This window comes from Streptomyces sindenensis, from assembly GCF_014649035.1.
GTDB classification, from domain to species: domain Bacteria; phylum Actinomycetota; class Actinomycetes; order Streptomycetales; family Streptomycetaceae; genus Streptomyces; species Streptomyces sindenensis.
Genome location: NZ_BMSG01000001.1, coordinates 456,085 through 482,711, shown reverse-complemented (window position 1 = coordinate 482,711; position 26,627 = coordinate 456,085). Strand labels below are relative to the sequence as shown.

Annotated in this window: 25 protein-coding genes; 16 read left to right on the top strand and 9 right to left on the bottom strand. The window is 72.4% G+C overall.

Features of this window, described 5'->3' with window-relative positions; genetic code table 11:
- Window positions 1-20 precede the first annotated feature (20 nt).
- The 3 genes from IE145_RS02150 to IE145_RS02140 all read right to left on the bottom strand — a co-directional run bounded on the left by IE145_RS02150 (window position 21) and on the right by IE145_RS02140 (window position 1,628).
- The gene (locus IE145_RS02150) at window positions 21-503 is read right to left on the bottom strand and encodes a succinate dehydrogenase hydrophobic membrane anchor subunit (RefSeq protein ID WP_189518249.1); all 483 of its coding nucleotides are present in this window, start codon (window positions 501-503) and stop codon (window positions 21-23) included.
- A 5-nt stretch (window positions 504-508) separates the two neighbouring features.
- A complete protein-coding gene (gene sdhC, locus IE145_RS02145; RefSeq protein WP_006127027.1) occupies window positions 509-889 on the bottom strand; it encodes a succinate dehydrogenase, cytochrome b556 subunit in 381 nt (126 codons plus the stop codon).
- Between the two features lie 166 nt (window positions 890-1,055).
- Window positions 1,056-1,628 (bottom strand): 2-oxo-4-hydroxy-4-carboxy-5-ureidoimidazoline decarboxylase, encoded by a 573-nt coding sequence (locus IE145_RS02140; RefSeq protein ID WP_189518247.1) that lies wholly within the window; start codon window positions 1,626-1,628, stop codon window positions 1,056-1,058.
- A 448-nt stretch (window positions 1,629-2,076) separates the two neighbouring features.
- Between IE145_RS02140 and IE145_RS02135 the strand changes: the two genes are divergently transcribed.
- From IE145_RS02135 to IE145_RS02125, 3 genes are all read left to right on the top strand, one after another.
- Window positions 2,077-3,684, top strand: a complete 1,608-nt coding sequence (locus IE145_RS02135) for a beta-N-acetylhexosaminidase (protein WP_189518245.1) — start codon at window positions 2,077-2,079, stop codon at window positions 3,682-3,684.
- Window positions 3,685-3,853: 169 nt separating this feature from the next.
- Window positions 3,854-4,705: a DUF4328 domain-containing protein gene (locus tag IE145_RS02130; protein ID WP_189518243.1), complete on the top strand. Its 852-nt coding sequence runs from the start codon at window positions 3,854-3,856 to the stop codon at window positions 4,703-4,705.
- Between the two features lie 49 nt (window positions 4,706-4,754).
- Window positions 4,755-5,333, top strand: a complete 579-nt coding sequence (locus tag IE145_RS02125; protein ID WP_189518241.1) for a hypothetical protein — start codon at window positions 4,755-4,757, stop codon at window positions 5,331-5,333.
- Window positions 5,334-5,445: 112 nt separating this feature from the next.
- On the opposite strand, the gene IE145_RS02120 is transcribed toward IE145_RS02125, so the two are convergent.
- Window positions 5,446-5,664 carry a hypothetical protein gene (locus IE145_RS02120; RefSeq protein WP_006127032.1) on the bottom strand — a complete coding sequence of 73 codons (219 nt, stop codon included), beginning with the start codon at window positions 5,662-5,664 and terminating at the stop codon, window positions 5,446-5,448.
- Window positions 5,665-6,044: 380 nt separating this feature from the next.
- On the opposite strand from IE145_RS02120, the gene kdpF reads away from it, so the two are divergent.
- From kdpF to IE145_RS02095, 5 genes are all read left to right on the top strand, one after another.
- Window positions 6,045-6,134 carry a K(+)-transporting ATPase subunit F gene (kdpF, locus tag IE145_RS02115; protein ID WP_189518239.1) on the top strand — a complete coding sequence of 30 codons (90 nt, stop codon included), beginning with the start codon at window positions 6,045-6,047 and terminating at the stop codon, window positions 6,132-6,134.
- An 8-nt stretch (window positions 6,135-6,142) separates the two neighbouring features.
- The gene (gene kdpA / locus IE145_RS02110) at window positions 6,143-7,807 is read left to right on the top strand and encodes a potassium-transporting ATPase subunit KdpA (RefSeq protein ID WP_189518237.1); all 1,665 of its coding nucleotides are present in this window, start codon (window positions 6,143-6,145) and stop codon (window positions 7,805-7,807) included.
- Window positions 7,804-9,918, top strand: coding sequence for a potassium-transporting ATPase subunit KdpB (gene kdpB, locus IE145_RS02105; RefSeq protein WP_189518236.1), 2,115 nt, complete (start codon window positions 7,804-7,806; stop codon window positions 9,916-9,918). Before kdpA ends, kdpB begins: the two co-directional genes overlap by 4 nt.
- 6 nt (window positions 9,919-9,924) lie before the next feature.
- Window positions 9,925-10,599 (top strand): potassium-transporting ATPase subunit C, encoded by a 675-nt coding sequence (locus IE145_RS02100; RefSeq protein ID WP_189518234.1) that lies wholly within the window; start codon window positions 9,925-9,927, stop codon window positions 10,597-10,599.
- A 117-nt stretch (window positions 10,600-10,716) separates the two neighbouring features.
- On the top strand, window positions 10,717-11,493 hold the full coding sequence (locus tag IE145_RS02095) for a potassium channel family protein (RefSeq protein WP_189518232.1): 777 nt from the start codon (window positions 10,717-10,719) through the stop codon (window positions 11,491-11,493).
- Between the two features lie 149 nt (window positions 11,494-11,642).
- Here IE145_RS02095 and IE145_RS02090 read toward each other — a convergent pair whose 3' ends face one another.
- The 3 genes from IE145_RS02090 to IE145_RS02080 all read right to left on the bottom strand — a co-directional run bounded on the left by IE145_RS02090 (window position 11,643) and on the right by IE145_RS02080 (window position 14,572).
- Window positions 11,643-12,653, bottom strand: a complete 1,011-nt coding sequence (locus IE145_RS02090) for a DUF389 domain-containing protein (protein WP_189518230.1) — start codon at window positions 12,651-12,653, stop codon at window positions 11,643-11,645.
- A 249-nt stretch (window positions 12,654-12,902) separates the two neighbouring features.
- Window positions 12,903-13,040, bottom strand: coding sequence for a methionine/alanine import family NSS transporter small subunit (locus IE145_RS02085; RefSeq protein WP_189518228.1), 138 nt, complete (start codon window positions 13,038-13,040; stop codon window positions 12,903-12,905).
- Window positions 13,040-14,572, bottom strand: a complete 1,533-nt coding sequence (locus IE145_RS02080) for a sodium-dependent transporter (RefSeq protein ID WP_189518226.1) — start codon at window positions 14,570-14,572, stop codon at window positions 13,040-13,042. The genes IE145_RS02085 and IE145_RS02080 overlap by 1 nt, the downstream gene beginning before the upstream one ends.
- A gap of 227 nt (window positions 14,573-14,799) precedes the next feature.
- On the opposite strand from IE145_RS02080, the gene IE145_RS02075 reads away from it, so the two are divergent.
- The 3 genes from IE145_RS02075 (at window position 14,800) to IE145_RS02065 (ending at window position 17,398) form a co-directional block, all read left to right on the top strand.
- Window positions 14,800-15,057 (top strand): hypothetical protein, encoded by a 258-nt coding sequence (locus tag IE145_RS02075; protein WP_189518224.1) that lies wholly within the window; start codon window positions 14,800-14,802, stop codon window positions 15,055-15,057.
- Window positions 15,058-15,494: 437 nt separating this feature from the next.
- Complete coding sequence (locus tag IE145_RS02070; RefSeq protein ID WP_189518222.1) at window positions 15,495-16,259, top strand: RNA polymerase sigma factor; 765 nt, start codon at window positions 15,495-15,497, stop codon at window positions 16,257-16,259.
- On the top strand, window positions 16,259-17,398 hold the full coding sequence (locus IE145_RS02065) for a hypothetical protein (protein WP_189518220.1): 1,140 nt from the start codon (window positions 16,259-16,261) through the stop codon (window positions 17,396-17,398). The genes IE145_RS02070 and IE145_RS02065 overlap by 1 nt, the downstream gene beginning before the upstream one ends.
- Window positions 17,399-17,614: 216 nt before the next feature.
- Here IE145_RS02065 and IE145_RS02060 read toward each other — a convergent pair whose 3' ends face one another.
- Window positions 17,615-18,712 carry a L,D-transpeptidase family protein gene (locus IE145_RS02060; protein ID WP_373296555.1) on the bottom strand — a complete coding sequence of 366 codons (1,098 nt, stop codon included), beginning with the start codon at window positions 18,710-18,712 and terminating at the stop codon, window positions 17,615-17,617.
- A gap of 251 nt (window positions 18,713-18,963) precedes the next feature.
- Between IE145_RS02060 and leuE the strand changes: the two genes are divergently transcribed.
- On the top strand, window positions 18,964-19,650 hold the full coding sequence (gene leuE, locus IE145_RS02055) for a leucine efflux protein LeuE (protein ID WP_189518219.1): 687 nt from the start codon (window positions 18,964-18,966) through the stop codon (window positions 19,648-19,650).
- A gap of 74 nt (window positions 19,651-19,724) precedes the next feature.
- Here leuE and IE145_RS02050 read toward each other — a convergent pair whose 3' ends face one another.
- The gene (locus IE145_RS02050; protein ID WP_189518216.1) at window positions 19,725-20,186 is read right to left on the bottom strand and encodes a MarR family winged helix-turn-helix transcriptional regulator; all 462 of its coding nucleotides are present in this window, start codon (window positions 20,184-20,186) and stop codon (window positions 19,725-19,727) included.
- A gap of 178 nt (window positions 20,187-20,364) precedes the next feature.
- On the opposite strand from IE145_RS02050, the gene IE145_RS02045 reads away from it, so the two are divergent.
- The 4 genes from IE145_RS02045 to IE145_RS02030 all read left to right on the top strand — a co-directional run bounded on the left by IE145_RS02045 (window position 20,365) and on the right by IE145_RS02030 (window position 26,623).
- The gene (locus tag IE145_RS02045; RefSeq protein ID WP_189518214.1) at window positions 20,365-21,330 is read left to right on the top strand and encodes a glycosyltransferase family 2 protein; all 966 of its coding nucleotides are present in this window, start codon (window positions 20,365-20,367) and stop codon (window positions 21,328-21,330) included.
- 3 nt (window positions 21,331-21,333) lie between these two features.
- A complete protein-coding gene (locus tag IE145_RS02040; RefSeq protein ID WP_189518212.1) occupies window positions 21,334-22,749 on the top strand; it encodes a polysialyltransferase family glycosyltransferase in 1,416 nt (471 codons plus the stop codon).
- A gap of 65 nt (window positions 22,750-22,814) precedes the next feature.
- A complete protein-coding gene (locus tag IE145_RS02035; protein WP_189518211.1) occupies window positions 22,815-24,158 on the top strand; it encodes a tetratricopeptide repeat protein in 1,344 nt (447 codons plus the stop codon).
- Window positions 24,155-26,623, top strand: a complete 2,469-nt coding sequence (locus IE145_RS02030; RefSeq protein WP_189518209.1) for a polysaccharide pyruvyl transferase family protein — start codon at window positions 24,155-24,157, stop codon at window positions 26,621-26,623. Before IE145_RS02035 ends, IE145_RS02030 begins: the two co-directional genes overlap by 4 nt.
- Window positions 26,624-26,627: the final 4 nt, after the last annotated feature.

Genomic DNA, 26,627 nt, shown 5'->3' with positions numbered 1-26,627 from the left:
TGGTCCCTCTGTCCCGGCGCCTAGCGAATGTTCGGGTCGAAGGTGAAGATCACCAGCGTGCCCAGCAGGACGGTGAACACCGTGGCGGTGTACAGGAGCATCTTCAGCCAGAAGCGGGTGTTGTCCCGTTCGGCGTAGTCGTTGATGACCGTGCGCAGGCCGTTGCCGCCGTGGAGCATGGCGAGCCACAGCATGATCAGGTCCCAGGCCTGCCAGAACGGCGAGGCCCAGCGGCCCGCCACGAAGGCGAAGCCGATCTTGGAGACGCCGCCGTCGAGCACCAGCTGGATCAGCAGGTGACCGATGACGAGGACGGTCAGGAGGATGCCCGACAGGCGCATGAAGAGCCAGGCGTACATCTCGAAGTTGCCGCGCGAGGCCTTGGGTGTCTTGCTCGTGCGCTTGCGCGGGGGCTCGATCACCGGGGCCGGGTTGTCGGCGTCGTAGAGGCTCACGCCCTCGACATCGCCGATCGCGGCTGCGGAAGAAGTCTCGCTGGACATGGGCCTCAGCTCCCGAAGACGTCGCGTACGGCGTGACCGAGGACGGGGTACAGGGCCCCGACCATCAGCACGATCCAGATGCCCAGCACGGTCCAGAGCATCTGCTTCTGGAGGCGTGGGCCCTTGGCCCAGAAGTCCACGGCGATGATCCGGAGACCGTTCAGCGCGTGGAAGAGAATCGCGGCCACCAGGCCGTATTCGAGGAGCGCGACGATCGGCGTCTTGTACGTGGCCACGACGTCGTCGTAGGCCTCGGGGGAGACGCGGACGAGTGCGGTGTCCAGGACATGTACGAACAGGAAGAAGAAAATGAGGACACCGGTGACTCGATGAGCCACCCAGGACCACATGCCTTCCCGGCCGCGGTACAGCGTTCCAGCCGGCACGGAAGAACCCTCCGGGAGCGGGGATTGGGGTCGGCCGGCTTGACTGTCGGTCTGACCCGGCCGGGTACGGTCCACCGGCCCCGGCCATCGTAGCGACGCTTTGTCGGTTCGTTCGCGCGGGGGGCTCTGGTGTGATCAAAGTGGCAATCAAACAGGCACGTACGGGCTAGAGCGGCTCGTTCCGCCCACGGTCCGCGGTCATCAGCTCGACGATCCGGCGCCGGGCGAGTCGGCGCAGCTCCTCGGCGGTCACCGCCCGCTCCTCGTCCACGTCGTGCTCCATCCGGACCCGGATCCCGGCCAGCACCTGGTCCACGTGCTGGGAGGGCCCGTGGGCGTCCAGGCAGATCACGAAGGTGTGGCCGAACCTGCTCTCGTACGCCGCGTGCGCGGCCCGCAGCGCCAGATGGGCGGCGCGGGGCGCGTCGTGGTGCAGGCAGGGGGCGGGCTCGGCGGCCAGGGCCTCGGCGATGTCGCCGGCGGCGAGGTCGTAACCCGCCTCGTCGGACGCGGCCAGTAGAGCGCCCAGATCGGGGTAGGGGCGGTGGGCGGCCATCCGGTGGGCCCAGCGCAGACTGCCGCAGCACTCCAGGAAGGCCGCCTCGGCGGCGGCGAAGGGGAGGCTGTTGAAATGGGCCAGGCCGGCGGCATGATCGACCGGCGCTCCGTCGGCGGGCGGCGCCCCCAGGGCGTCGGCCGGGGCGTCGGCCGGGACCGGGTGGCGCGGCTGCACGGGCACGGCCGACCGGTCGGCCGGGGGCGCGGATCGCTTCGGCAGGCCGGCGGGGGACTCGCTGGACCTGGACAGCGTGGACTCCTCGTATCAATGACAGCTGTGACCCGGTGGGGCCCTGTGACCCCGCGAAGGGCCCGCAGGGGTACGCGAAGGTCTTCCGTCCTGAAAGACAGGCGGGAGCGCAAGGAGGTTGCGCGGGGTGGGAGTGAAGAGGGAGACGAATGTGCCGCAACGCTAACGAGACCGGTCGGCGACCGTCCGACGGGCCGCAGAAGAATCACCCGAACGGGAGGGTTTCGGAACGTGTGATGGACGCCTGACCTGCGTCGGCCGGGGGTTCCGTCCGGCCGCCCGCCGTCCTCGATGGGCGAGGTCGCGGCAGAAATGTCAGCCTTGCACCCTATTCACTCGTTTCACTCGCCCTTGACCCCTCAACGGAGGAATCCGCCCGATGTCGCCCACGCGTGGTGCCCTTGTCACCGGCGCGGCTGTCACGGCCGCAGCCGCCGTCGTCCTCACCGTCGTCGTCTGGCCGGACGGATCCGGCAGCGGACCGTCCGGTGACACGGCGTCGCCCTCCGGAACCTCCGCCGAGGCCGCCCCGTCGCCCTCCCGCAGCTACCCGATGTCCAGCGCGCCGAGCGTGATCCCCGCGGTGCGCGAGCACACCGCGGCCCGGGGGCCCGGCTGGCGGCCGGGCAAGGACAGTACCGTCGTCATCGCCAAGGGCAGCCAGGTGCTCGCCGACGAGGCGGAGCTCCTCGCCAAGGAGCTGAAGATCCGCTACCGGGGCGCCGGGCCGGCGAGGGCGGGCGACGTCGAGCTGGCGCTCGGCGCCAAGGACGCGGGCCCCGCCGAGTCCTACACGCTCACCGTGCGCGACCGGAAGGTGAAGATCACCGGCCCCGACGAGTCGGGCGTCTTCTACGGCACCCGTACGCTCAAGCAGTCGCTCAAGGCGGACGGCACGTTTCCCGAGGGCGTCGTCAACGACCGGCCGGACCGGCCGCAGCGCGGGCTCAACCTCGACATCGCGCGCAAGCACTACAGCGCGGAGTGGATAGAGGACCGCATACGCGAGATGGGCGACCTCAAGCTCAACCAGCTCGGCCTGCACTTCTCCGACGACCAGGCCTTCCGCATCGAGTCGAAGTCCCACCCCGAGGTGGTCTCCGACGAGGCCCTCACCCAGGACGAGGTCCGCCGCATCGTCGGCCTTGCCAACAGCCGGCACATCGAGGTCGTCCCCGAGATCGACTCGCCCGGACACCTCGGCGCGGTGCTGGCCGCCCACCCCGCCCTCCAGCTGCGCAACACCGCGGGCGTCGAGTCGAAGGGCTCCATCGACATCTCCAAGCCGGCCGCGGCCAAGCTCATCGACGAACTCCTGGAGGAGTACACCGAGCTGTTCCCGGGCCGCTTCTGGCACCTCGGCGCGGACGAGTACCAGGCGCTGACCGTCCGGAACCCCGCCGCCTCCTACCCCCAGCTCCAGCGGGCCGCCGAGGAGCGGCACGGCGCCGACGCCACCATCGAGGACCTGGCCACCAGCTGGCTGAACGACCGCGCGGACGTCGTCGTCCCCAAGGGCCGGACCGCGAAGGCCTGGAACGACGGGCTGTTCCGCGGCACGAAGGTCAAGGCCGACGAGAACATCGAGATCGAGTACTGGACGGGCAAGGAGATCGGCGCCCGCCCGCCGCAGGAGTACCTCGCCGAGGGCTACAAGATGCTGAACCTCAACGACGAGTTCCTCTACTACGTGCTCGGCGAGCCCAACGAGTTCGTCTACCCGACCGGCGAGCGGATCTACGAGCAGTGGACCCCGCTGGTCCTGCGCGGCACCGAACCCGTGGCCGAGCGCTATTCCCCGCAGATCCTCGGCGGCCGGTTCGCCGTCTGGGGCGACCTGCCGAACGCGCAGACGACGCAGCAGGTGGCGGAGGGCATCAGGATGCCGCTGGTGGCGACCGCGCAGAAGGTCTGGGACCCGCGGAAGCCCGCGCTCAGCTGGGCGCGGTTCCAGGAGCTGGCGGAGCGGACCGGCAGCGCGGGCTGAGCGCGAGCGCGAGCACGGGCCGCCGCTGAAAAGGCTGTCCCCCCGCCCCCACCTGCGAAGATGCGGGACGGACAGCCCGGCAGCCGCCGGCCTGCGCAGCGCCGGCCGCGCGCTCCTGGGGAGGGAGGCGGGGCCGTGCACCCACATCGCGTCCCGGGGGGACTTCTTCGTGCTCTGTACCCGTTGCCGTATCAGAACGGCCGTCACCGACGACGGCCTGTGCACCTTCTGCTCGGGCACCCGGCCCCCGCTGCCGGACGGCCTGACGGCCCCGGTCGCCGGGCCCGGGGGCTGGGGGGTCGCCACCTGGCCGCGTTCGCCCGTCGGTCTCGCCCGGGCGGTGACGGCGCTGCTCGGCCTGGTGATCGCCACCGACCTGTTCGCCATCGGCACCGGACTGCGTCTGCGGGCCCTCTGGCAGGGGCTGGTGACGGACGGCTCCATGGACATCTACGGCCGGGACGGCGACACGGCCGAGACGCTGTACGGCATCGCGGCCCTCTCCCAGGGCGTGATGCTGCTGGCCACCGGCGTCGTCTTCATCATCTGGTTCCACCGGACCCGCCGGAACGCCGAGGTCTTCGATCCCTCCGTGCAGCGCATGGGCCCGGGCTGGGCGGTGGGCGGCTGGTTCGTCCCCGTGGCCAACTTCTGGTTCCCCTACCGCGTCGCGAGCGGCGTGTGGGAGGCCAGCGCGCAGACCCGCCCGGACGGGGGCTGGCGCACGGTTCCCCGGACCCCGCTCAACCTCTGGTGGGGCGCGTGGGTCGTGAGCCTCCTCTTCACCCGGGTCGCCGAGCGCCTGTGGGAGCAGGCCGAGGGTCCGGAGGGGCTCGTGCGGGCCGGGGGCCTGGTGGCCGCCTCCGACGCGGTGGACATCGTCGCCGCCGTCCTCGCCATCCTCTACGTCCGCGCCGTGACCGGGATGCAGGTCGAGCGGGCCCTGCACGGAAGGGCGCTCGACGTCCCGGCGTCGGCTCCGGCCCCGGGGGGCACACCGGTGACACCCGCGCCAAAGTGACGATTTTCAGCCATTCGGCGCAGTATCCGGTAGACCGAGGGAGACGTCGATGAGTCTGCTGGAACTGATCGAACGCGCCGACGAACGCGCGCTGGCCGCCGGTGCCGTGGCCTGCTTGGAACGCTGCCTGCCGCCGCTCGCGGGGCCGGACGCGGAGCCCTTGCGCCCGCTCTGGGCGAGCTGCGGGAACGGACAGGATTGGGCCATCCGGCTCGCGGCGGCGCGGACGGCGGTGGACCAGGCGTCGGTCCCCGACGGCCCGGCCGAGCTCGTACGGGCCGTGCTCGGCGCGGCCCCCTCCGACTTCGCCGCCGTACCGCTGCGGGAGTGGGCCGACGCCTGCTCACTGGTCGCGCTCCGGGTCCACGGCCGGTTCGACGCCCCGGGAGGGGAGGTGCCGCCGGACGAGGAGGGCCTGCTCAAGGCGGCCCGCAGCGGTGAACCCGCCGCCGTGGGCCCGCTGGTGGCGGGGGAGCTTCAGCGGCAGGTCCGGATCCTGGAGATCCTGGCGGAGACCACCGGCACGGCGGGCAGCGGCGCCGGCCTCCGCGAAGCGCTGGACCTGTCCACGGAGGGCCGCCGGGTGCTGCGCGCGGTGATGTCGCGGCGGGCGCGCGGACGGGGCTGAGGGCCGGGAGCCGGGAGCCGGGGCCGGGGCTGAGACCCCTCTCCGTGAGCGGTACGGGTGTCACGGACGAGCCCGTCCGCGACACCCGTACGCCGCAGGCATCGACCGGGTGTTACTTCGCCGAGTCCAGCGCCGCCAGGGCCTGCGCCCACCCGACGTACTTCAGCGCGGCGAGGTCCGCGACCGTCACCACGCCGAACGCCTCCTTGAGCAGGCCGGCCTGACGGTCCGAGACGCCCTTGAGCGCGGACACCGGCGCCGCCAGCACCTCGGGCACGCTCTTGTCGGCCCACGCCTTGTCGAGCACCTTGTCCAGGTCGATCGAAGCCACGTGCGTTCCCCTTTTCCCAGTAGGTCTACAGATGTGTAGAGCTTAGGAGGGGAGGGGCGCGGCACACCGTGCACCGTCGGGAAATCACCTGCGAAAGTCCGAAAACCCCCGGTCACCGCGCCCGGCCCGCCCGCACGTCCCACGGCGTCAGGCGCGCGTCAAGAGGGCGTCAGGCGGCCGTCAAAGGCGGCATCGCCTTCATATGGACCCCGTCAAGGCGGCTCGCCCCGGGGTGAATTCGAGGTTTGCTCGTATCGGCCGAACGGCTGATCCACTTCCTCGCATCCTCAGGAGTTCACGATGGCCGACCTGGCCTTCGTCGCCACCACGATCGCGATATTCGCGCTGGTGGCTCTCATTGCCCGGGCGGTGACCAGAGTATGACCGCCGAGAATGCCATCGGCCTCGTCGTCGCCGTCTGCCTGCTCGGATATCTCGTGCTGGCCCTCCTTTACCCGGAGAGGTTCTGAGCACCGAGATGAGTCCCCAGGCTGCTGGACTTCTCCAGCTCACAGCCCTGATAGCCGCCCTCGCCCTGGCCTGCCGGCCGTTGGGCGACCACATGGCGAAGGTCTACTCCTCCGATAAGCACTCCAGGCCGGAGAAGTGGATCTACCGAGCCATCGGCGTCAATCCAGCCGCCGAAATGCGCTGGCCCTCCTATCTGCGCGGAGTTCTCGCCTTTTCGGCGGCGAGCGTGCTCTTTCTGTATCTGCTGCAACGGATACAAGGTTCAATGCCCGGCTCGCTCGGCTTTTCCTCGATCGACCCGGACCAGGCGTTCAACACCGCCGCTTCCTTCGTCGCCAACACCAACTGGCAGTCGTACTCCGGCGAACAGGCCATGGGCCACGTCGTACAGACCGGCGGCCTCGCGGTGCAGAACTTCCTGTCCGCGGCGGTCGGCATGGCCGTGGCGGTGGCGCTCGTACGGGGTTTCGCCCGCTCCCGTACCGGTGAACTCGGCAACTTCTGGGCCGACCTCGTCCGCGGCACCGTCCGCGTCCTGCTCCCGATCTCGGTGATCGGCGCGCTCGTCCTGGTCGCCTGCGGCGCGATCCAGAACTTCTCGGGCATCCACCAGGTCGGCCAGTTCACGGGCGGCACACAGGAGTGGAACGGCGGCGCGGTCGCCTCCCAGGAGGCCATCAAGGAGCTGGGTACCAACGGCGGCGGCTACTTCAACGCCAACTCCGCCCACCCCTTCGAGAACCCGAACCCCCTCTCCAACCTCTTCGAGATCTTCCTCATCCTGCTGATCCCGTTCGCGCTGACGCGGACCTTCGGCCGGATGGCCGGATCGCTGCGGCAGGGGTACGCGATCCTCGGCGCGATGGCCGTCATCTGGATCGGCTTCACCGCCCTGATGATGTGGACCGAGTTCGCCCACCGGGGCCCGGCGTTCGAGATCGCGGGCGGGGCCATGGAGGGCAAGGAGACCCGCTTCGGGATCGCCGGCTCGTCGATCTTCGCGGTCGCCACGACGCTGACCTCGACCGGCGCGGTGAACTCCTTCCACTCCTCGTACACCGGCTTCGGCGGCGGCATCACCCTGCTCGGCATGCAGCTCGGCGAGATCGCTCCCGGCGGCGTCGGCTCCGGCCTCTACGGCATGCTGATCATGGCGGTCATCGCGGTGTTCATCGCCGGGCTGATGGTCGGACGCACCCCGGAGTACCTCGGCAAGAAGATCGGCACCCGCCAGATCAAGCTCGCCGCCTGCTACATCCTCGTCACCCCGGCGCTTGTGCTCGGCTTCACCGCGGTCGCCGTGGCCCTGCCGGCCCCCGCCGACTCGATGACGAACTCCGGCGCGCACGGCTTCTCCGAGATCCTGTACGCCTACACCTCCGGCGCGAACAACAACGGCTCCGCCTTCGCCGGGCTCGACGCCGACACCCCGTGGTTCAACACGACCATCGGCATCGCGATACTGCTCGGCCGGTTCCTGCCGATGGTGTTCGTCCTCGCCCTGGCGGGCTCGCTCGCCGAGCAGCGACCGGTGCCCGAGACCGCGGGCACGCTGCGCACCGACAAGCCCCTCTACGCGGGGCTGCTCGTCGGCACCATCCTCATCATCACCGGACTCACCTACTTCCCGGCCCTGGCGCTGGGCCCGCTCGCCGAAGGGCTCGCCTCATGAGCACCATCACCCCCACCCCCACGCGCGCTCCGCACGGAGACCTCCCGCCGGCCGGCGGGCACGGGAGGGCCGACCGGATCGGCAGCGGACTCTTCGACCCGAAGCAGCTCCTGAAGTCGTTCCCGGACGCGCTGCGCAAGCTCGACCCGCGCGTGATGGTGCAGTCACCGGTGATGTTCGTCGTGCTGGCCGGCTCGGTGGTCACCACCGTGCTCGCGCTCAGCGACCCGGCCGACTGGTTCGGCTGGGCGATCACCGGCTGGCTCTGGCTGACCACGGTCTTCGCCAACCTCGCTGAGGCGGTCGCCGAGGGCCGGGGCAAGGCGCAGGCCGACACGTTGCGCAGGGCCAGGACCGACACCGTCGCCCGCCGCCTCGCCGGCGGCAAGGAGGAACGGGTCGCCGGAACGGATCTGCGCATCGGCGACCTGGTGGTCTGCGAGGCCGGTGACATCGTCCCCGGCGACGGGGACGTGGTCGAAGGCGTCGCCTCGGTCGACGAGTCCGCGATCACCGGCGAATCGGCTCCGGTCATCCGGGAGTCCGGCGGCGACCGCTCGGCCGTCACCGGCGGTACGAAAGTGCTGTCCGACCGCGTCGTCATCAGGATCACCACCAGGCCGGGCGAGACCTTCATCGACCGGATGATCGGCCTGGTCGAGGGCGCCGCCCGGCAGAAGACGCCCAACGAGATCGCCCTGACCATCCTGCTGGCGTCCCTCACGATCGTCTTTCTGCTGGCCGTGGTCACCCTGAAGCCGTTCGCGATCCACGCGGGCGCCGACGACCAGACCTCGCTGATCGTGCTCGCCGCCCTGCTGGTCTGCCTGATCCCCACCACGATCGGGGCGCTGCTGTCCGCGATCGGTATCGCCGGGATGGACCGGCTCGTCCAGCGCAACGTCCTGGCCATGTCCGGCCGCGCGGTCGAGGCGGCGGGCGATGTCTCCACCCTGCTCCTCGACAAGACCGGCACGATCACCCTCGGCAACCGCCAGGCGGCCGCGTTCGTCCCGGTCGCGGGCGTGACGGAAGCGGACCTGGCCGACGCCGCCCAGCTCTCCTCGCTCGCCGACGAGACCCCGGAGGGCCGGTCGATCGTGGTGCTCGCGAAGAAGACGTACGGGCTGCGGGAACGGGACCAGGGCGAGCTGACGGGCGCCGCGTGGGTGGAGTTCACCGCGCAGACCCGGATGTCGGGCGTCGACCTGGGCGGCCGCAAGGTCCGCAAGGGGGCGACCGGTTCGGTCCTCGCCTGGGTGAAGGAGCGGGGCGGCCGGGTCCCCGAGGACGCGGCGGCGCTCACGGACGAGATCGCCCGGGCCGGCGGTACACCGCTGCTGGTGGCCGTCCAGGACGCGGACGGGGCCCGCGTCCTTGGGTTGATCCACCTCAAGGACGTGGTGAAGGAGGGCATGCGGGAACGGTTCGGTGAACTGCGCCGGATGGGCATCCGCACGGTCATGATCACGGGCGACAACCCGCTGACCGCCAAGGCGATCGCCGAGGAAGCGGGGGTCGACGACTTCCTGGCCGAGGCGACGCCCGAGGACAAGATGGCCCTCATCAAGCGGGAACAGGCCGCCGGCCAGCTCGTCGCGATGACGGGCGACGGCACCAACGACGCCCCCGCCCTGGCCCAGGCCGACGTCGGCGTCGCGATGAACACCGGAACCTCGGCCGCCAAGGAGGCCGGGAACATGGTGGACCTCGACTCCAACCCCACCAAACTCATCGAGATCGTCGAGATCGGCAAGCAGCTCCTCATCACCCGGGGAGCCCTCACCACCTTCTCCATCGCCAACGACGTCGCGAAGTACTTCGCGATCATCCCCGCCATGTTCGCCGTGGCGTACCCGTCGCTGGACAAGCTGAACATCATGGGCCTGACCTCGCCCGAGTCCGCGATCCTCTCGGCCGTCATCTTCAACGCGCTGATCATCGTCGCGCTGGTACCGCTCGCCCTCAAGGGCGTGCGCTACCGCCCCGTGAGCGCCGACCGGATGCTGCGCCGCAACCTCGGCCTGTACGGACTCGGCGGCCTCGTCGCCCCGTTCATCGGTATCAAGCTCATCGACCTGATCCTGACCCTCATCCCCGGAATCGGCTGATCCGCCATGACCAACAACACCGTCGGCAGTACCGCGCGCGTACTCGGCGCGGGCCTGCGAGCCCTGCTCGTCCTCACGCTGGTCTGCGGGGTCGCCTACCCCCTGGCCGTCACCGGCGCCGCCCAGGCCCTCTTCCACGACCGGGCCAACGGCTCCGAGATCAAGGACCCGCACGGCCGGGTCGTGGGCTCCTCGCTCATCGGCCAGCGGTACGACCTCCCGCCGAAGGACGGGGAGGAAGCCCCCGCCGCCGACCTGAGGTGGTTCCAGCCCCGCCCGTCCAACGGCCTCGGCACCAACAGCGTCAACACCCAGTACGCCCTGCTCCTCTCCGGCGCCACCAACCGCTCCGGCGACAACGAGGAGCTGATCCGGTGGGTGAAGGACGCCAGGGCAGCCGTGGTCAAGGACAACACGACCGCGACGTACGAGGTGAACCCCGCCGACGTCCCGCCCGACGCCGTCACGTCCTCCGGCTCCGGCCTGGACCCGCACATCTCTCCGGCGTACGCGAAGCTCCAGGTCCACCGGGTCGCGGACAGGAACGGCCTCGACGTGCGGAAGGTCAGGGCCCTCGTCGCCGACCACACCACCGGCCGGCTGCTCGGTTTCCTGGGGGAGCCGCGGGTGAACGTCTTGGAGCTGAACACAGCGCTCAGGGGGCTGACCGAGCACTCCTAGGCCCTGTCGTCGAACTGCCGTCTGCCGTGTGACGTCCGGCACGCACGCCCGTACGGCGCCCGGGCCCCGGCCCGGGCGCCGACGCGACGCCTCCTCGCCGGCTCCTGCGATGCTCGTATGAAGGATCGAATCAAGGTGGACGAATGGGAGCGGCGCACGCGGACCCCGCTGCTGCTCCTCGCCGCGTGCTTCGCCGTCGCCTTCGCGGTGCCCGTCCTGGCCCCGGACGCATCCACCTGGGTCCACACAGTCTGCCGGGCGGTCGAGTGGGCGGTGTGGGCGGCCTTCGCCGGCGACTACGTGACGCGGCTGCTGCTCACGCGGCAGAAGTGGGCCTTCGTCCGCGGCCATCCGCTGGACCTGCTGGCGGTCATCCTGCCGCTCGTCCAGCCCCTCCGGCTGCTGCGGCTGGTCTCCACGCTGGTGTTGCTGGGACGAAGGGCCCGCAACGCGCCGCAGATCACCCTGACCGTCTACGTCGCCGGTTCCGTCATGGGCCTCATGATGTTCGGGTCACTCGCGGTGCTCCAGGTGGAACGGGAAGCGCCGGACGGCAACATCCGGACGATCGGGGACGCGGTGTGGTGGTCCTTCACCACCATGACGACCGTGGGGTACGGGGACCTCGCACCGACCACCGGGCTCGGCCGGCTGCTCGCCGTGGGGCTGATGCTGTCCGGCATCGCTCTGCTCGGTGTCGTGACGGCGAACATCGCCGCGTGGTTCATCTCCCGCTTCGAACGGGACAACGCCGAGGAGATGAGGCAGACAGCGCTCCTTGAGGCCCTGACCGTGGAAGTCGCCGCGCTGAGAGCCGAGATGGCGAACCTGGCACCCTCCTCCCGGCCGTCCGTTCCGGAGGTCCCCGGGCCCTCCTCGCCCACCCGGCCCTGAGCGCCCGGGCAGTCTGCACCGACCGTCGACCGCCGACCGCCTACCGGCCCGTGCCTCCGGGCAGTCTGCGCCGACCGTCGACCGGCCCGTGCCCCCGGCTCGGGCCGATCCGTCCGCTGCGCGTCATCCGCGTCGGCCCTCGGGAGTGTTCAGGGCTCCTGGTCGCCGACCTTGCCGGCGGCGATCTGCCGGCCCCGTGTGGTGTCGACCACGATGGGAACGCCGTCGGGGATCCGGCCCGCGAGGTCGCGGAGCAGCCCCTCGATCGGAGGCAGCTCCTCCGGGCCCCGCACATGGACGTACAGGGTCCTGGACCGGGCGTCGACGCTGGTGACCGTCGACCCCGGGCTCTGCTTCAGCCAGTCCTCCGCGGCTTCCTTCGTCCGGACCGTCCAGGCGTTGAGCAGCACGGTCGTCACCGTGTTCGCCGCCAGGGGCAGCAGGACGGCCAGGAAGAGCAGCCCGAGCATGAGATAGGCGCGACGCCCCGCTCGCCCGGTGCGTGCTCCGGCCGCCCCGGTGTAGCCGAGCGAGGCGAACACGACCATGCCCGCGAAGACGAGCGCCACGAGGTTGGACAGGAAGAGGACCAGGGCTCCCGAGGCAAGCCACCACTGCGCCTCGCCCGCGCAGACACCGGTGACCACGAGGGGCGGGACGAGGGAGATGGCGATGGCCACTCCGGGCAGCACGGCGGCGACGTCCTTGCGGGCGAGAGCCACAGCCCCGGCGAAACCGGTGGCCACCGCGGAGACCAGGTCGAGGAGGCCCGGCGACGTACGGCCGGAGATCTGGTCGTTGGTCAGCAGGTCGTACGAGCGGGGTACGGCCACCGACGCCACGACGCCCACCAGGATCACCAGCAGGCACCCGAGCACCACGTAGGACAGGGCGCTGGTGCGTCGGCGCTGCACGGCGCCGAGGGCGATCCCCATGATCGGGGTGGAGAGCGGCGCGATGATCATCGCGCCGATGACGGTCGCGGTGGAGTCCGTCAGGATGCCGCCCGCCGCGATGACGGACGAGAGGGTGAGCATGGTCCAGAAGGCCGAACGCTTCGCCTGGCTGTCGCCCGACGAGAGGTCCAGGTCCTGCTGGAGTTCTTCGATACCGCGGCGCTGACGGGTCGGCAGGACCCTGTCGCGGAGTTGGCCGACCATGACGCTCAGTATTCCGGGTCGGCCCCCGTCACCGGGGTCAGGACACGGCCCGGGGCCGAAGCCCGCGTGTCCGGATCATGTGGGGCGCGGGGCCGGCCCCCACGGGCCGGCGCGACGGGGTCGACGGGCCGGCGCGACGGGGCCGACGGCCGTGCCGGCCCGCCCCGCCGCCCGGCACCCCGCCTCGCCTCGCCTCGCCCGCGAGGGGGGCGCCGTGCCGGCCCGTCCACCGGCCGGCACGGCGCCGGATCACTCCGCCCGGTGGGCGCCCGGCGGCAGGTCCTCCTCCGGCTGAGGATGGCTCCGCAGCCGGAGGATGGCCGTGATGAGTCCACCCCAGACGATGAGAATGGCGATGATCATCATGATGATGGCGCTGGTGGACATCAGCGCTCCTTCCGGTCCGCGGGCGACTCCATGTCCAGGTCGATGTCCTCGCCACCGGCCGGCCACGGCATGAACGAGAGGATCACCCCGACCAGGAGCGCTCCGATGGCGACGCTCCAGCCCGCCGAGAGCAGGAACCCGGTGGAGTAGCCCTCGTAGTTCTCCTGGAACTCGGTGCGCAGGCTGTCGACCATCATCCAGCCCAGGACCACCGGCGTGATCACGCCGAGGCAGATGCGCCACCAGTGGCCGAGCCGCACCGCGGAGGTGGCGTCGGCGTTCGCCTGGAGGCTGGGAAGCTGCCGCAGCACCCAGACGATCACGATCAGGCCGACCAGGGCCGCGAGCGCGATGCCGTACTGGTTGATGAAGTGGTCGGACGCGTCCAGCAGGTAGATGCCGGACTCGGTGGGGAACAGCACGAGCGACACCAGCGCGACCAGACCACCGACACCGAGGACCGCGGTCCTGCGGCGCATTCCGGTCCGGTCCTGCACCGCGGAGACGACGACCTGCACGATGGAGATCAACGAGGAAAGTCCCGCGATCACCAGCGAGCTGAAGAACAGGATGCCGAAGAAGCCGCCGAACGGCATCTCCGAGATCACCGCGGGGAAGGCCACGAACGCCAGGCCGATGCCCGCGCCGACGACCTCGTCGACGCCGACGCCCGAGGCGGTCGCCAGATAGCCGAGAGTGGCGAAGACCCCGATGCCGGCCAGGATCTCGAACGAGCTGTTGGCGAAGCCCGCCACCATCGCGGAGCCCGTCAGGTCGGCGCGGCGGCCCAGGTAGGACGCGTACGTGACCATGATGCCGAAACCGATGGACAGCGAGAAGAAGATCTGTCCGTAGGCGGCGACCCAGACGCTGCCGTTGCCGAGTTCCGACCAGTCGGGAGTGAAGAGCGCGTCGAGTCCGGTCGCCGCCCCGTCCAGCGTGAGCGCACGGATCACCAGCGCGGCGAACAGGACGAAGAGCAGCGGGATGAAGACCTTGTTGGCGCGCTCGATGCCCCGCCTGATCCCGAAGGCCAGGACGCCCAGCACGACCACCCACACGACGACGAGGGGCCAGAACACCCCCGGCACGAAGCCGTCCAGGAACCCCGGGGTGTCGGGGGCCCGCAGGAAGTCGCCGAAGAGGAACGCCTCCGGATCGTCACCCCATTGCTGTCCGACGGAGAATCCCACGTAGCGGACGGCCCACGCGATGATGACGGCGTAGTACGTGGCGATCACGAAGGAGATCGCCACCTGCCACCATCCGATGGCCTCCGCGGGGCGGGCCATCCTGCGCAACGCGGCCGGGGGCGAGAGCCGGTACTTCCGCCCGATGATGTACTCCATGATCAGGAGCGGGATGCCCGCTGTCAGGAGTGCGATGAGATACGGCAGCAGAAAGGCTCCGCCGCCGTTGTCGTAGGCGATCGCGGGGAACCGCCAGATATTGCCGAGTCCGACGGCCGAGCCGATCGCGGCGAGCAGGAAGCCGGCCCGGGTGGCCCACTGCTCGCGTGGCTGCACTGTCATATGCGGTCCTCAAGTCTCCTCGTGGAACTATGGGCCAAACTGGCGGAACGTTAGCGCGCGGTGAGCGTTCCCGAGCGGCCCGACAGGGCCGGATGGGCCACCTGGCCCATCCGGGTTCGCCGGGCGGGCGGGTGGCCGGGGAGGGGACCGGTCCCGGGCGGCAGCCCGGGCCCCGTACCATGCAGCCCTACCTACAGGGGGGTGTCGTGAAGCGACGATGGAAATGGATGCTGGTCTGCAGCGTTCCCGCGCTCGGGTTCGCGGGGCTCGCCGTCGCGGCGCTCGTGGCGTTCGTCGCCGACGGCCCGACGGCCGAGTTCTGGTTCCCCACCAAGGGCTCGGACAGCACGATGAGCGCCTGGGCGGCGTCCCTCTCCTATGCCCTCGTGGCGGCCCTCACCTTCGCGATCGCGTGGTCCCTGTCGAAGGACGCCGACCGGATCGGACCGGCGGAGGGCGAGGACCCGTCCACCGACGCCCGCTGACACCGCCGACCGACGAACTCAGGGCCCCGCCCGCGGAGAAACCGCGGCTGCGGCACGCCGGGCCTGCCCCGCGCCGGGCGGTCTCTCGGGTCGGGGCGAACCGCGTGCACCGGCGGGTCGGTCACGCCGTTGGTCGCGGAAGGGGTGGGCGGCCCACAGAACTGCAGGCCGGAGGGGCGAAGGTGGGAGCGACGACCGGGGCCGCCACCCCCCACAGGAGAGGCCCCGGCCGTCTTCCACGGGGTCGCAGCACGACCCCGTACTCATCTCAGCGCCATGACTGCGTTTTCTGTCACACCGGAAGCGCGGCCGCCGAATTGTTGCGAGTTGTACAAGTCATGGACGTGGCCCCCACCGAGCACGTAGCGTGCTCATTCGCGCAGGGTTGCGCAGCAGTTGACCAGCTGCGATTCAGAACGGCAGGGCGGGTTGAGGGAGTGCTGGGGGACGACGCGGAGCTGACTGCCGCGGTGCTCGCGGCTCAGGACGGGGACGAGGACGCCTTCCGTGCTGTGTACCGCACAGTGCACCCGCGGTTGTTGAGCTACATACGGACGCTGGTCGGGGAGCCGGACGCCGAGGACGTGGCGTCCGAGGCGTGGCTGCAGATAGCGCGCGACCTCGACCGGTTCAGCGGTGACGCCGACCGGTTCCGGGGCTGGGCCGCCAGGATCGCGCGCAACCGTTCTCTCGACCATCTGCGGATGCGCAGCCGCCGCCCCGCGATCGGCGGCGACGAGACCGAGCTGACCACGCGCGCGGCCGAGTCCGACACCGCGAGCGACGCGATCGAGGCCCTGGACACCGACCGCACCATGTCCCTCATCGCCCAGCTGCCGCGGGACCAGGCCGAGGCCGTCGTCCTGCGGGTGGTCGTCGGGCTCGACGCGAAGAGCGCGGCGCAGACCCTGGGCAAGCGGCCCGGAGCCGTGCGCACCGCCGCCCACCGCGGCCTCAAGCGACTGGCCGAACTCCTCGGCGCCGACGGGCAGCTCCCGGCGCCCCTGGCGGACGGCGACGGAGGGTTCGCCCCGGACGGCACCGCGGACCGGCCCCCCGCCCAGGACGGCGGGAAGGACGCGGGCGGCGCCGGGCTCGGGGCCGTGCCCTCCCAGCGGCCCGGCCGAGGCGGTCCGGCGGCACCTGCCGTGGTCACTCCCGGTGTGACGCATTCGCGACCGTGGACGCAGAAGGACATGTGATGGCCGACGAGCACTACGAGTGGCTTGACAAGGACGCCGCGGAGAAGCTTCTCCGCGGCGAACCGGTCGTGCCCGTCGGCGACGAGGCCCGTGCCGAGGCCTTCCGGCTCGCCGAAGCGCTCGGCGTGGCGCGCGCGGGGCTGCGGGCCCCGGCAGGCGAACTCCCCGGTGAGGACGCCGTCCTCGCCGCGTTCCGGCAGGCCGGCCACGGCAGCGGTGCGGACCGGCTCGCCGGCCGCGCCGCCGTCCCCGGCCGCCCCGGCCAGCTGCACACCGTCCGGCTCGGCTCCGCCCCCGCCGCTCCGGCCCGCCGCCCGCGCTGGAGCCGGCCGGTCCGCTTCGGTCTGGTGGCCTCGCTCGCGGGCTGTGCGCTCGGCGGGGTCGCGGTCGCCGCCGGTACGGGCGTGTTCACCGGAACCTTCGGCGGGCAGGGATTGCCCACGCCGGCCAGCTCCGTATCGGCCGCCGTGACCCCGGGCCCGCTGATCTCCAACGACTCCGTCGACGACCCGTCGGCCCCGGTGGACCCGTCCTCGCCCGCCGAGCCGGAGGCCACCTCCTCGCCCACGGTCCGCGAATCCAGCGGACCCGAGGAGTCCGACGGCGCGCGGACCGTCGACCCCGGCCGGGAGTCCGGCACCGGCCGCCCGGACACCCCGGACCGTCCTGGCGGCGACGGCCGGGAGGAGACCACCGGGGGCGGCACCGGGCGGGACGACCGGCCCGGCGGCTCCGGCGGCGACACGGACTCGGGCAACTGGCACGAGAAGTCCGTCAGGGCCTGCAAGGCCTTCCGCGCGGGCACGCTGGACGACCGCAGCCGTCGCCAGCTGATCGAGTTCGCCAAGGGCGAGAAGAACCTGGAACGCTTCTGCGACCGCCTCCTCGACGGGAACGGCGGCAGCGGCGGCGGGGACGGCGGCTCCGGTGGCGGGAACGGCGGCTCCGGTGGTGACGGCGACGGCGACGACGACGGCGGTCAGAGCGGGCCGGGTGACGGCGGCTCACTGCCGCCCGTCTCCTTCCACCCCGTACCGCGCGCCGCCGAGACTCCGGGGACGGAGGCCGGCACGGGGGCGGACGCCGAGATTCCGCCCCTCTCGCAGAGCAGCGGTGCGGCCACCGTACTGACCCGCTGACCTGCGGTTTCGGGTTCCAGCAGGCAGTCCGCGCGACCAGGTGTGACGTTTTTGGAAGGCCGGGCGCAGTACAGAGTGAGCCGACTGGTCATCGGCCGCGCGACGAGCCGGGGTTCCCCCCGTACCTTCGGCTCAGCGCATCGGCGCGGGCGGGACACGTTCCCCCGGTCCCGCCCGCGCCCTCTCCTCGTCACATCGCCCGGTCACCGGTGCCGGTCACCAGTACACGACGACCTTGTCGCCGTTTCTCACCTGGTCGAACAGCGCAGCGACCTTCTTCTTGTCCCGCACATTGACGCAGCCGTGCGAGGCCCCGCCGTAGCCGTTGGCCGCGAAGTCCGCGGAGTAGTGCACCGCCTGACCGCCGCTGAAGAACAGGGCGTACGGCATCGGGGTGTCGTAGAGGGTCGACACATGGTCCCGGGACTTCCAGAACACCTCGAACGCCCCCTCGCGGGTGGGCGTGTACTCGGAGCCGAATCGCACGTCCATCGCCGAGACCACCCTGCCGTCGATCATCCACGCCAGGGTCCGGCTCTTCTTGCTGATGCACAGGACCCGGCCCTTCAGGCACCGTTCGTCCGGTGCGGCCACCGGCCGCTCGGTCGGCGGACGCAGTTCGGCGGCCGTTGGCACCCGGGTCATCGCCAGCAGCCGCCGCCAGGTCACCTCGTCGGTGGAGCCGGTGACCGGCAGGCTCCGTTTGGCCTGGAAGGACCGTACGGCGTCGGCGGTGACGGAGCCGTAGTAGCCGGTGGGGGTGCGCCCGAAGTGGCCGATCTGGCGGAGCCGGGCCTGGAGTTCGCGCACCCGGTCGCTCTCGGACCCGGTCCGCATCAGGACGCGCGGTGGCGGTGCGGTGCTCGGTTCCGGGGCCGGGCGGGCGGCCGTCGGGACCGGGTCGGGGGTCGGGCTCGGGCTCGGCGCGGCGGTGGACGCCGACGGGCCGGCCGGTGACGGGGTACGCGGCTTCGCGTCCTCGGTCGCGGGAGCGGAGCGCGTGGGGGAGGGCGCGGCGGCCTGCGTGGCCCGCGCCGGCGTGGGCGCGTCCTGCGCCCCTGCGGCCGTACCCGGCCCGCACCCCGTCGCGAGGGCGGCCAGCGCGACGAGGGACACGGCGGCGACGCGACGGTCCGGTATCGCCTCGGACGTACGCGCGCCGGGCGTGTTCCTCGTCACGTGCGGGCCCCTCGCCCCGCGCGAGCCTCGCCCGCTCCGGCCGCCCCGGACGCCCCGGCCGTCCCACCCGCCGCCCGTGCCCGTCTCCATGCCCGTGCCGGTGCCCGTCTCCGTGCCCGTCTCCGTGTTCACCATGTTCGGTCCCCCTGCGTCGCCTGTCGGCCCGGTGCCTCCTGTACGGATGCTGTGTGGATTCCCGTCCGGCCCGGTCAGCGAATCCTCCGCCGGACGGGGGCCGCGCGTCCAGACCCCCGGGGTGACGCCGGTGGATCACGGCCGGGTCCGGGCGGTCGGGACCGGGCCCCTGCCGTACGGCACCCGACGGTCCCTACCGCCTGGTGAAACCGCCTGGACGGCGACCCGTACCGGCGTGCGACACTCCGTCCATGCTGGGTGTCACCGATCTTCCGACCTATCTCGCCGGCCTGGCGCTGATCGTCCTTCTGCCGGGTCCGAACTCGCTCTACGTGCTCTCCGTGGCCGCCCGGCGCGGCGTACGCACCGGGTACCAGGCCGCCGCGGGCGTCTGGACCGGGGACGCCGTCCTGATGACGCTCGCGGCCCTGGGCGCCGCGTCCCTGCTGACGACCACGCCCCTGCTCTTCGCGATCGTCAAGTACGCGGGCGCGGCCTATCTGACCTGGATGGCCATCGGGATGCTCCGGGCCGCCGTCGCCCTGTGGCGCGAGCGGCACCGGCGTACCGCCGAACTCGTCGAGACGGTCGGGGCGGAGGGGGCGGCGGAGGCTTCCGGGGCCGCGGCGGGGCCCGTGGAGCGGCCCTACCGCCGGGCGCTCGTGGTCAGCCTGATCAACCCGAAGGCGATCCTGTTCCTGATCTCCTTCTTCGTCCAGTTCGTCGACCCCGGCTACGCCTACCCGGCCCTGTCGTTCCTGGTGCTGGGCACCCTGCTCCAGCTCGCCAGCTTCGCCTATCTCTCGGTGCTGATCTTCGGCGGCACCCGGCTGGCCGCCGCCTTCCGCCGCCGCAAGCGGCTGTCGGCGGGGGCCACTTCGGCGGCCGGCGTCCTGTTCCTCGGGTTCGCCGCCAAGCTCTCGCTCAGCAGCGTGTAGCCCGGGGGACGGCCGGCCCGGCCGTCCCCCGCGGTGCAGGCGTCCGTGGTGCCAGGCGTCCGTGGTGCAAGGTCTCAGTGGTGCCAGGCCTTCCCCCCGACGTTGTGGATCATCCGCTGCAACACCTTGAGCGCGGCGACGAACTCCGTGTCGTCGATGCCCTCGTGGATCTCCGCCCTCGCCCGGGCGACCCGGGCGTACGCCTTCTCGCGCAGCGCCCGCCCCTCGGGCGTCAGCCGCAGCCGGGACCCGGAGTCCTCCGTGACCAGCCCCTGCCGGAGGAGGCCGTCGACGGCCTCCTCCATGCCGTCGGCCCCAGTGTCGAGGTAGCCGCTGAGCAGGGTGACCACCTCGCCCCGGCCCCGTCCCTCCTCGTCCGCCCCGTCCAGTTGGTTGAGCACCCACCAGGGCGGCTGTGTGAGTCCGTCCTCGGCCAGTGCCGACCTGATGTGGGTGACCGTCGCCTCGTGCGCGGCCCAGCTCCAGTAGCCGATCGGCTGGAGGGCGAGCCCCGCGTCGTCGTGTGAGAAGTCCATGCCCCGGAACGTAGAACCTCAAGTGGAGTTGAGGTCAAGCCTCGCGGGTCGTTCTCCGGCGCGCGCGCCCGGCCATCCGGCGGTCGCGCAGAGTTCACCCGCTGTCGTGGCGGGTGTCACCCGATCCTTCCGCGCTCTCACTACGTTGTCGGGACCATGATCGAAGGTGAGGGCGCGCGTGCCGAAACTGTCCGTTGTCGTACCGCTCCACAATGTCGCGGCCTACGCCCCGACCACGCTGGGCAGTCTGGCCCGCAACGCGGACCCGGACATCGAGTTCCTGCTGGTCGATGACGCGTCGACCGACGGCACGCAGGACATCGTCGACCACTGGGCCGAGCGGCTGCCGCGCGCCCGGGTGATCAGACACGGTACGAACGTCGGCATCGCGGCCGCCCGCAACAGCGGCATCGACGCCGCCGAGGGCGACTACCTCACCTTCCTCGACGGCGACGACTGGTACGCCCCCGGCCATCTGGCCCGGCTGGTGCGCGCCGCCGAGGACCTCGACTGCGACTTCGCCCGCACCGACCACGTCCAGTCCACCGGCACCACCCGCGTCGTACGGCGCGCCCCCGCCCCGCTCCGGGACACGCTGCTCGACCCCCGCGACGGCATCGGCGTGCCCGAGCGCGAGACCATGGTCGACTACCCGTTCGTCTGGGCCGGGATCTACCACCGGCGGCTCTTCGCGGACGGCGCCCAGCGCTTCGCCACCGAACTGCGCACCGCCGAGGACCGGCTGTGGATCTGGCAGCTCCATCTGCGCGCCCGCACCTACGCGGCGCTCGGTCTCTACGGCATCTTCTACCGGCGCGGGGTCACCACCTCCCTGACCCAGATCAAGGACGCCCGGCAGCTCGACTTCTTCGCCTCCTACGACACGCTGCTCGACCAGCTGCGTGCCGACCGGGACGCGGACGCCCTGCTGCCGAAGGCCGTCCGTACCTACTGCGCGATGATCGCCTTCCACAACGAGAAGGCCGACGACTACGAGCCCGCCACCGCCCGGAAGCTGCGCGCCGAGTCGAGCGCCGCGCTGGGCCGGATGCCGCAGGACGTGCTCGACCGCACCCTGACGCAGATCGACGACAAGCGCGGCACGCTGCTCAGCCGTCTGCGCACCAAGCAGAAGGCCGCCTGACCGATGACCGCCACCCCCGCAGCCACCCCCGTACGCACGTCCCCGCGCACCCAGATCTTCCAGGTCTCCACCCTGTACGGCGCGGCCACCCTCGCCGCCGCGCTCGACGCCGGACAGTTCGGCCGGGCCACCGACAGCCACCGCATCCTGCTGGTCTCCAACAACGCGGCCGTGCCCGAGACCGCCCTGCGCCTGGAGGAGATGCGCGGTTACGGATCCCTCGCCGCCCGCTTCGACGCCGTCGTCGACTGGAACGAGGCCATCAGCCCGCACCACCCCAGCGGCTGGGGCCCCCGCTCCGAGGAGACCGTCCTGTGGCAGCGGGCCTTCCGCCTCGCCTGGGACATCGCCCCCGACGCCCCCGTCGACCTCGCCGTCGAGTCCATCCAGGTCAACCCGGCCCGCGCGCTCGCCGCGATCTTCTCCGAGAGCGCCGTCCACGTCTACGCCGACGGCCTGATGAGCTACGGTCCCACCCGCAACCGGATGCCCCAGTCCATCGCCTGCCGCATCCGGCGCGTCCTCCACCTCGACCTGGTCACCGGAGTGCGCCCGCTCCTCCTCGCCGAGGCCGGTGTCGAGCCCGAACTCGTCCCCGACGACGCCTTCCGCGCCGTCCTCTCCGAGATCGCCGCCGCCGCCGAGGGCGACAAGGGGCTCGCCGCCGCCGAGGCCGCCGCCCCCACCGCGATGCTGCTGGGCCAGTACCTCGCCGCCCTCACCATCCTCACCCCGGAGGAGGAAGAGGAGCTGCACATCCGGATGCTGCGCGGAGCCGCCCGCGCCGGGCACACCTCCATCCTCTTCAAGCCGCACCCCACCGCCCCGGCCCGCTACTCCCGCGCCCTGGACGAGGCCGCCGCCGAACTCGGCGTACGGCTCACCACGCTGGACAGCCCGCTGCTCGCCGAGACCCTGTACGAGCGGTGCGCGCCCACCCTCGTCGTCGGCTGCTTCTCCACCGCGATGTTCACCGCCGCCGCGTACTACGGCATCCCCGTCGCCCGCGTCGGCACCCGGCTCGTCCTCGACCGGATCACCCCGTACGAGAACAGCAACCGCATCCCGCTGACGATCACCGACCACCTGGTCCCCGACCTGGACGCCCCGGGCGGCCCGGACGGCCCGGGTGGCGCGGAAGCACAGGGCTCCGACGGCGTCCCCCGCCTGCCGCGCACCGCGCCGGACACCCTCGCCCCGCTGCTGCGGACCGTCGGCTACTGCATGCAGGCCAAGCTCAACCCCGGGCTGCGCCCCGAGGCCGAGACCTGGCTGCGGGAGCACCTCGACCCCACCACCCAGCACTACTTCAAGCGCCGCCGCCTCCAGAGCCTCACCCTGCCCGGTGGCGGCCCCCGGGGCGCGGCGGTCCGGCTGCGCCGCACCGTACGGCGCACCCGCAGCACCCTGGGTCTCTGACCCGGGCCGGCCCCGGGGCTCGAACCCCGGGGCCGGCGTCCGACTCACAGAACGGCGGAACGAGCATGGGCCAGACCCTCACCGGGCTGCTCACGTCAGTGCGTACGCTAGCGGGACGGCCGGGCACGCCGACCCGGGCCCGCCCCGGCGGGGGACCGGACCCGGCGCTGCTGGCCGCTCTGCGGCACTGCGGCGACCACCTCGCCGAACTCGCCGCGTCCGGCCCGCTCACCGACGCCCGCCGCACCCGGCTCATCGCGTCGATCGGCGCCCTGACCACCGCGTGTTCCACCCCGGGCGCCGACGCCTTCGACGCCCTGCTGCGGACCGGGCAGCAGGCCCTGGACAGCGGCGGCGACGCCGGGGCGCGCCTCGCCCTGGCCCTGGCCGACGAGGCGACCGCCCTGCGCGCCCGCTCCAAGGGGGCCTGGCGGCTGCGCGGCAACGCCTTGGACGCGCTCGGCCGGAGCGAGGAGGCGATCACCGCGTACGAACGCCATCTCGCGCTCCAGCGGAACACCGCCGCCTCCCGTGACGTCGAACGCCGGATCACCACCCTCCGCGCGGCGGGGGACCGCATCGACGAGGCGCTGGAGCTGGCCGGGGCCGGCGCCGCGGGCAGGGACGGAGGCACGGACGGGGCTGTTCGCCTCTCCCGCCGGCTCCCCGTCGCCGAGGCCCGCGTCGCCTTCACCGAGCTCGTCCGGCTCCGCACCACCGAACGCGGCGCCGCCGACCCGGCCGTACGCCGGCTCGCCGCCCTCTACGCCGAGCACCGCCGGCTCTCGGGCCGCGACCTGATGGCCGATCCGCTGCTCGGCGGGGCCGAACCCATCGGCGTACCGGGTCTGCGCCGGTTCCTCGCGGGCCGGACGGTGTGCCTGGTCGCTGACACCCCGCACACCGCCGAGCAGGAGCAGCGGCCCGGCAGCGCCCTGGCGGCCCTCATCGAGGGGTACGACCTCGTCGTGCGCTGCGACGCCGTACGCCATGCCGCCCCCGCCGCCCGAACCGATCTGCACGCCGTCTCCCTGCGCGGCAACACGCCCTGGAAGGGCCCCCGGTGGGACCGCAGGGCCACCGCCCGGCTGGTCTTCGGCGACCCGCTCCCGCACTGGCGGCTCGCCCTGCGCAGCAGGCTCGTCCCCGGTGCCCAGGACCGCATCGGCGACGCGACCCTGCGCCGCCCGCTGCACGATCCCGCGCTGCTCGCGGAGGCGGTGGACGCGGCGGGGCCCGCGAGCACCGAGTACACCGTGCTGCGGCTCCTCGACTTCCTGGGCACCCCCGCCCGGGTGGACCTCATCGGGTTCGAAGGGCCGGCGGCCCTGCCTCCGCGCGAGCGGGAGTGGATCGGGGCGCGGGCCGGGAGAACGGACGACACCGCAGTGAGGATCACTCTCGGATGACGACGCACGACTCCGCTTCCGCGGCCGGGCCCGCCCCCGTCTCCGCCTCCGTGGCCGGGCCCGCCTCCGTGTCCGCTTCCGCGGCCGGGCCCGTCCCGGCCTCCGCCGACGACCGCCGCGCCGTCACCGGGAAGCGCCGGATCGCCTTCGCCGTGTACGTCGCCGACGTGGGCCGACTGCCCGGCCTCCAGGTCCTCCTGCGCAGCCTCGCGCTGACCAACCCGGCGCTCTGCGAGGACGTCGTCCTCCTGCACCCCGGCCTCCCGGACGCCGCCTTCGACGCCGCCCACCGGCTGCACCCCCGGCTGATCCCGCGCACGGCCGCCGGGCGCCAGGACATCTTCCGCCTCGACGGCTACGACACCGTCCTCGCCCTCACCCCCGCCCTGGTCGTCCTCGGCGGGATCGACCTCCTGATGCGACTCCGTACGGGCGTGGCCGCCGTGCCGCGCCTTGGCCCGGACGGCGTCCCCGACCCGCGCAACGGCACCCCCGACGACGGACTCCTGGTGATCCAGCGCCAGGACCTCGACCGGCCCGAACCTGCCGCCGCCGCGCAGGACATCCCGGAGAGCCTCCTCGTACCCCTGGACCACCGGTACGACTTCCGCGCGCTGCGGCTCCGCGACGACCTGGCGGTCCCCGAAGGTGTCGCCGTCCTGAACTTCGCCGGCGTGCCGGAGTGCCGCACCGGGCCCGCCCATGAGGCCCGGGCGCGCTTCGACCTGGACGACGAGGCGTTCCGCGCCGCCTACCTCGCCCTCCCCGGCGCGAAACACCCCGATCTCCTGCTGCACCTCGCGCTCCCGTTCCCCGACGGGTCCCGGCCGCCGATCGACCTGGTCCGGCAGCTCGCCGAGATCCACCGGGGGCGCGGACACCACGACCTGGCCGTCGCCCTGCTGGCGGAGGCCGTCGCGGGCCGCCCCGACCTGCCGCGCTGCCACGAGACGCTCGGGGTGTGCCTGATGGCGCTGTCGCGGTACGAGGAGGCCGAGACGCACCTCCTCCTGGCGACCGCGTCCCCGGACTTCGCCCCGCGCGCGTACGGCCAACTCGCCCGCCTGGCCTGGCTGCTGGGCCGCACCGAGGACGCCCGGGGGTACGCGCTCGCCGGTCTGGAGTCCGACCCGACGGACGCCAACTGCCGTGCCTGGTACACCCGCACGTCGGAGAAGGCCGCGGTGGGCACCAGCTCCCCGGGCGCCCCGGGCACCCCGGGCGCCCCGGGCACCCCGGGCGCCCCGGGCACCCCGGAAATCCCGCCCGGTGAACAGCTCGCCCACGTCGCCCTGTTCGCGGACGGGGAGGAGAACGCGGGCGACAAGGTGCTGCCCGAGGCGGTCCGCAGCTGCTTCACCGCTGACACCGGTCCCGACCGCTGGCACCAACGGCACGCGCACCTGCTGGTCGACGAGGCCGGCCTCGAACGCCTCAACGCCCGGCGGGCCGTGATCGTCGGCGGTGGCGGGCTCTTCCTCCCCGACACCGCGCCCAACGGCAACAGCGGCTGGCAGTGGAACATCCCCGACGACGTGCTCGCCCGGATCACCGCCCCCCTGGCGGTCTTCGCCGTCGGCTACAACGTCTTCGACGGCCAGCGCTACCGGCGCGAGCGGTTCGCGGCCTCCCTGCGGGCCCTGGTCGAGCGGTCCGCGTTCTTCGGGCTGCGCAACCACGGCTCCGTCGCCCGGGTCAGGGAACTGCTGCCCGCCTCCCTCCGCGAGAAGGTGCGCTACCAGCCCTGCCCCACCACGGTCGCCCGCCGTCTCGACCCCCGCCTCGCCGGGCCGGCGGTACGCGAGGACACCGTGCTCCTCAACTGCGCCTACGACCGGGCCGGACTCCGCTTCGGCCACGACTACGGGCACTTCCTCGCGGAGACGGCATCCGCGATCCGCGCCGTCTCCGGTGCGGCGGAGGTGCGTTACGCCGCGCACATGCCCGCCGACGAGCGCTTCGTCGACGATCTGCGCCGCGAGCACGGCCTCACCCTCCCCGTGGAGCCGCTGTACCTGCTCTCCAACGACGCCATCCGCGACGTCTACCGGCGCACCCGGCTGGTGATCGGGATGCGCGGGCACGCCGGGATGATCCCCTTCGGCTGCGGCACCCCCGTCATCAGCCTGGTCTCGCACCCCAAACTGGCCTACTTCCTGGCCGACATCGACCGGCCCGACTGGGGCGTCTCCGTCCATGAACGAGCCCTCGGCGCCCGGCTCGCGGAGCGGGCCCTGGCGGTGCTGGCCGACCATCCGGCGGCGGTGTCCGACGTCCACGACCGGCAGCGGGCGCTGTGGTCGGTGACCCGGGACAACCTCGCCCGGCTGCGTGAACTCACCGGTCTGCCCGACCCGTTCGGTGATCCGGACCGGGGCGATGGCCCCGTGGTCCCCGCGCCCCGGTCCGCCGCCGGCGAGGACCGGCCCACCCCCTCCCTCCGCCCCGCCCCACCCACCCTCTGAGGCC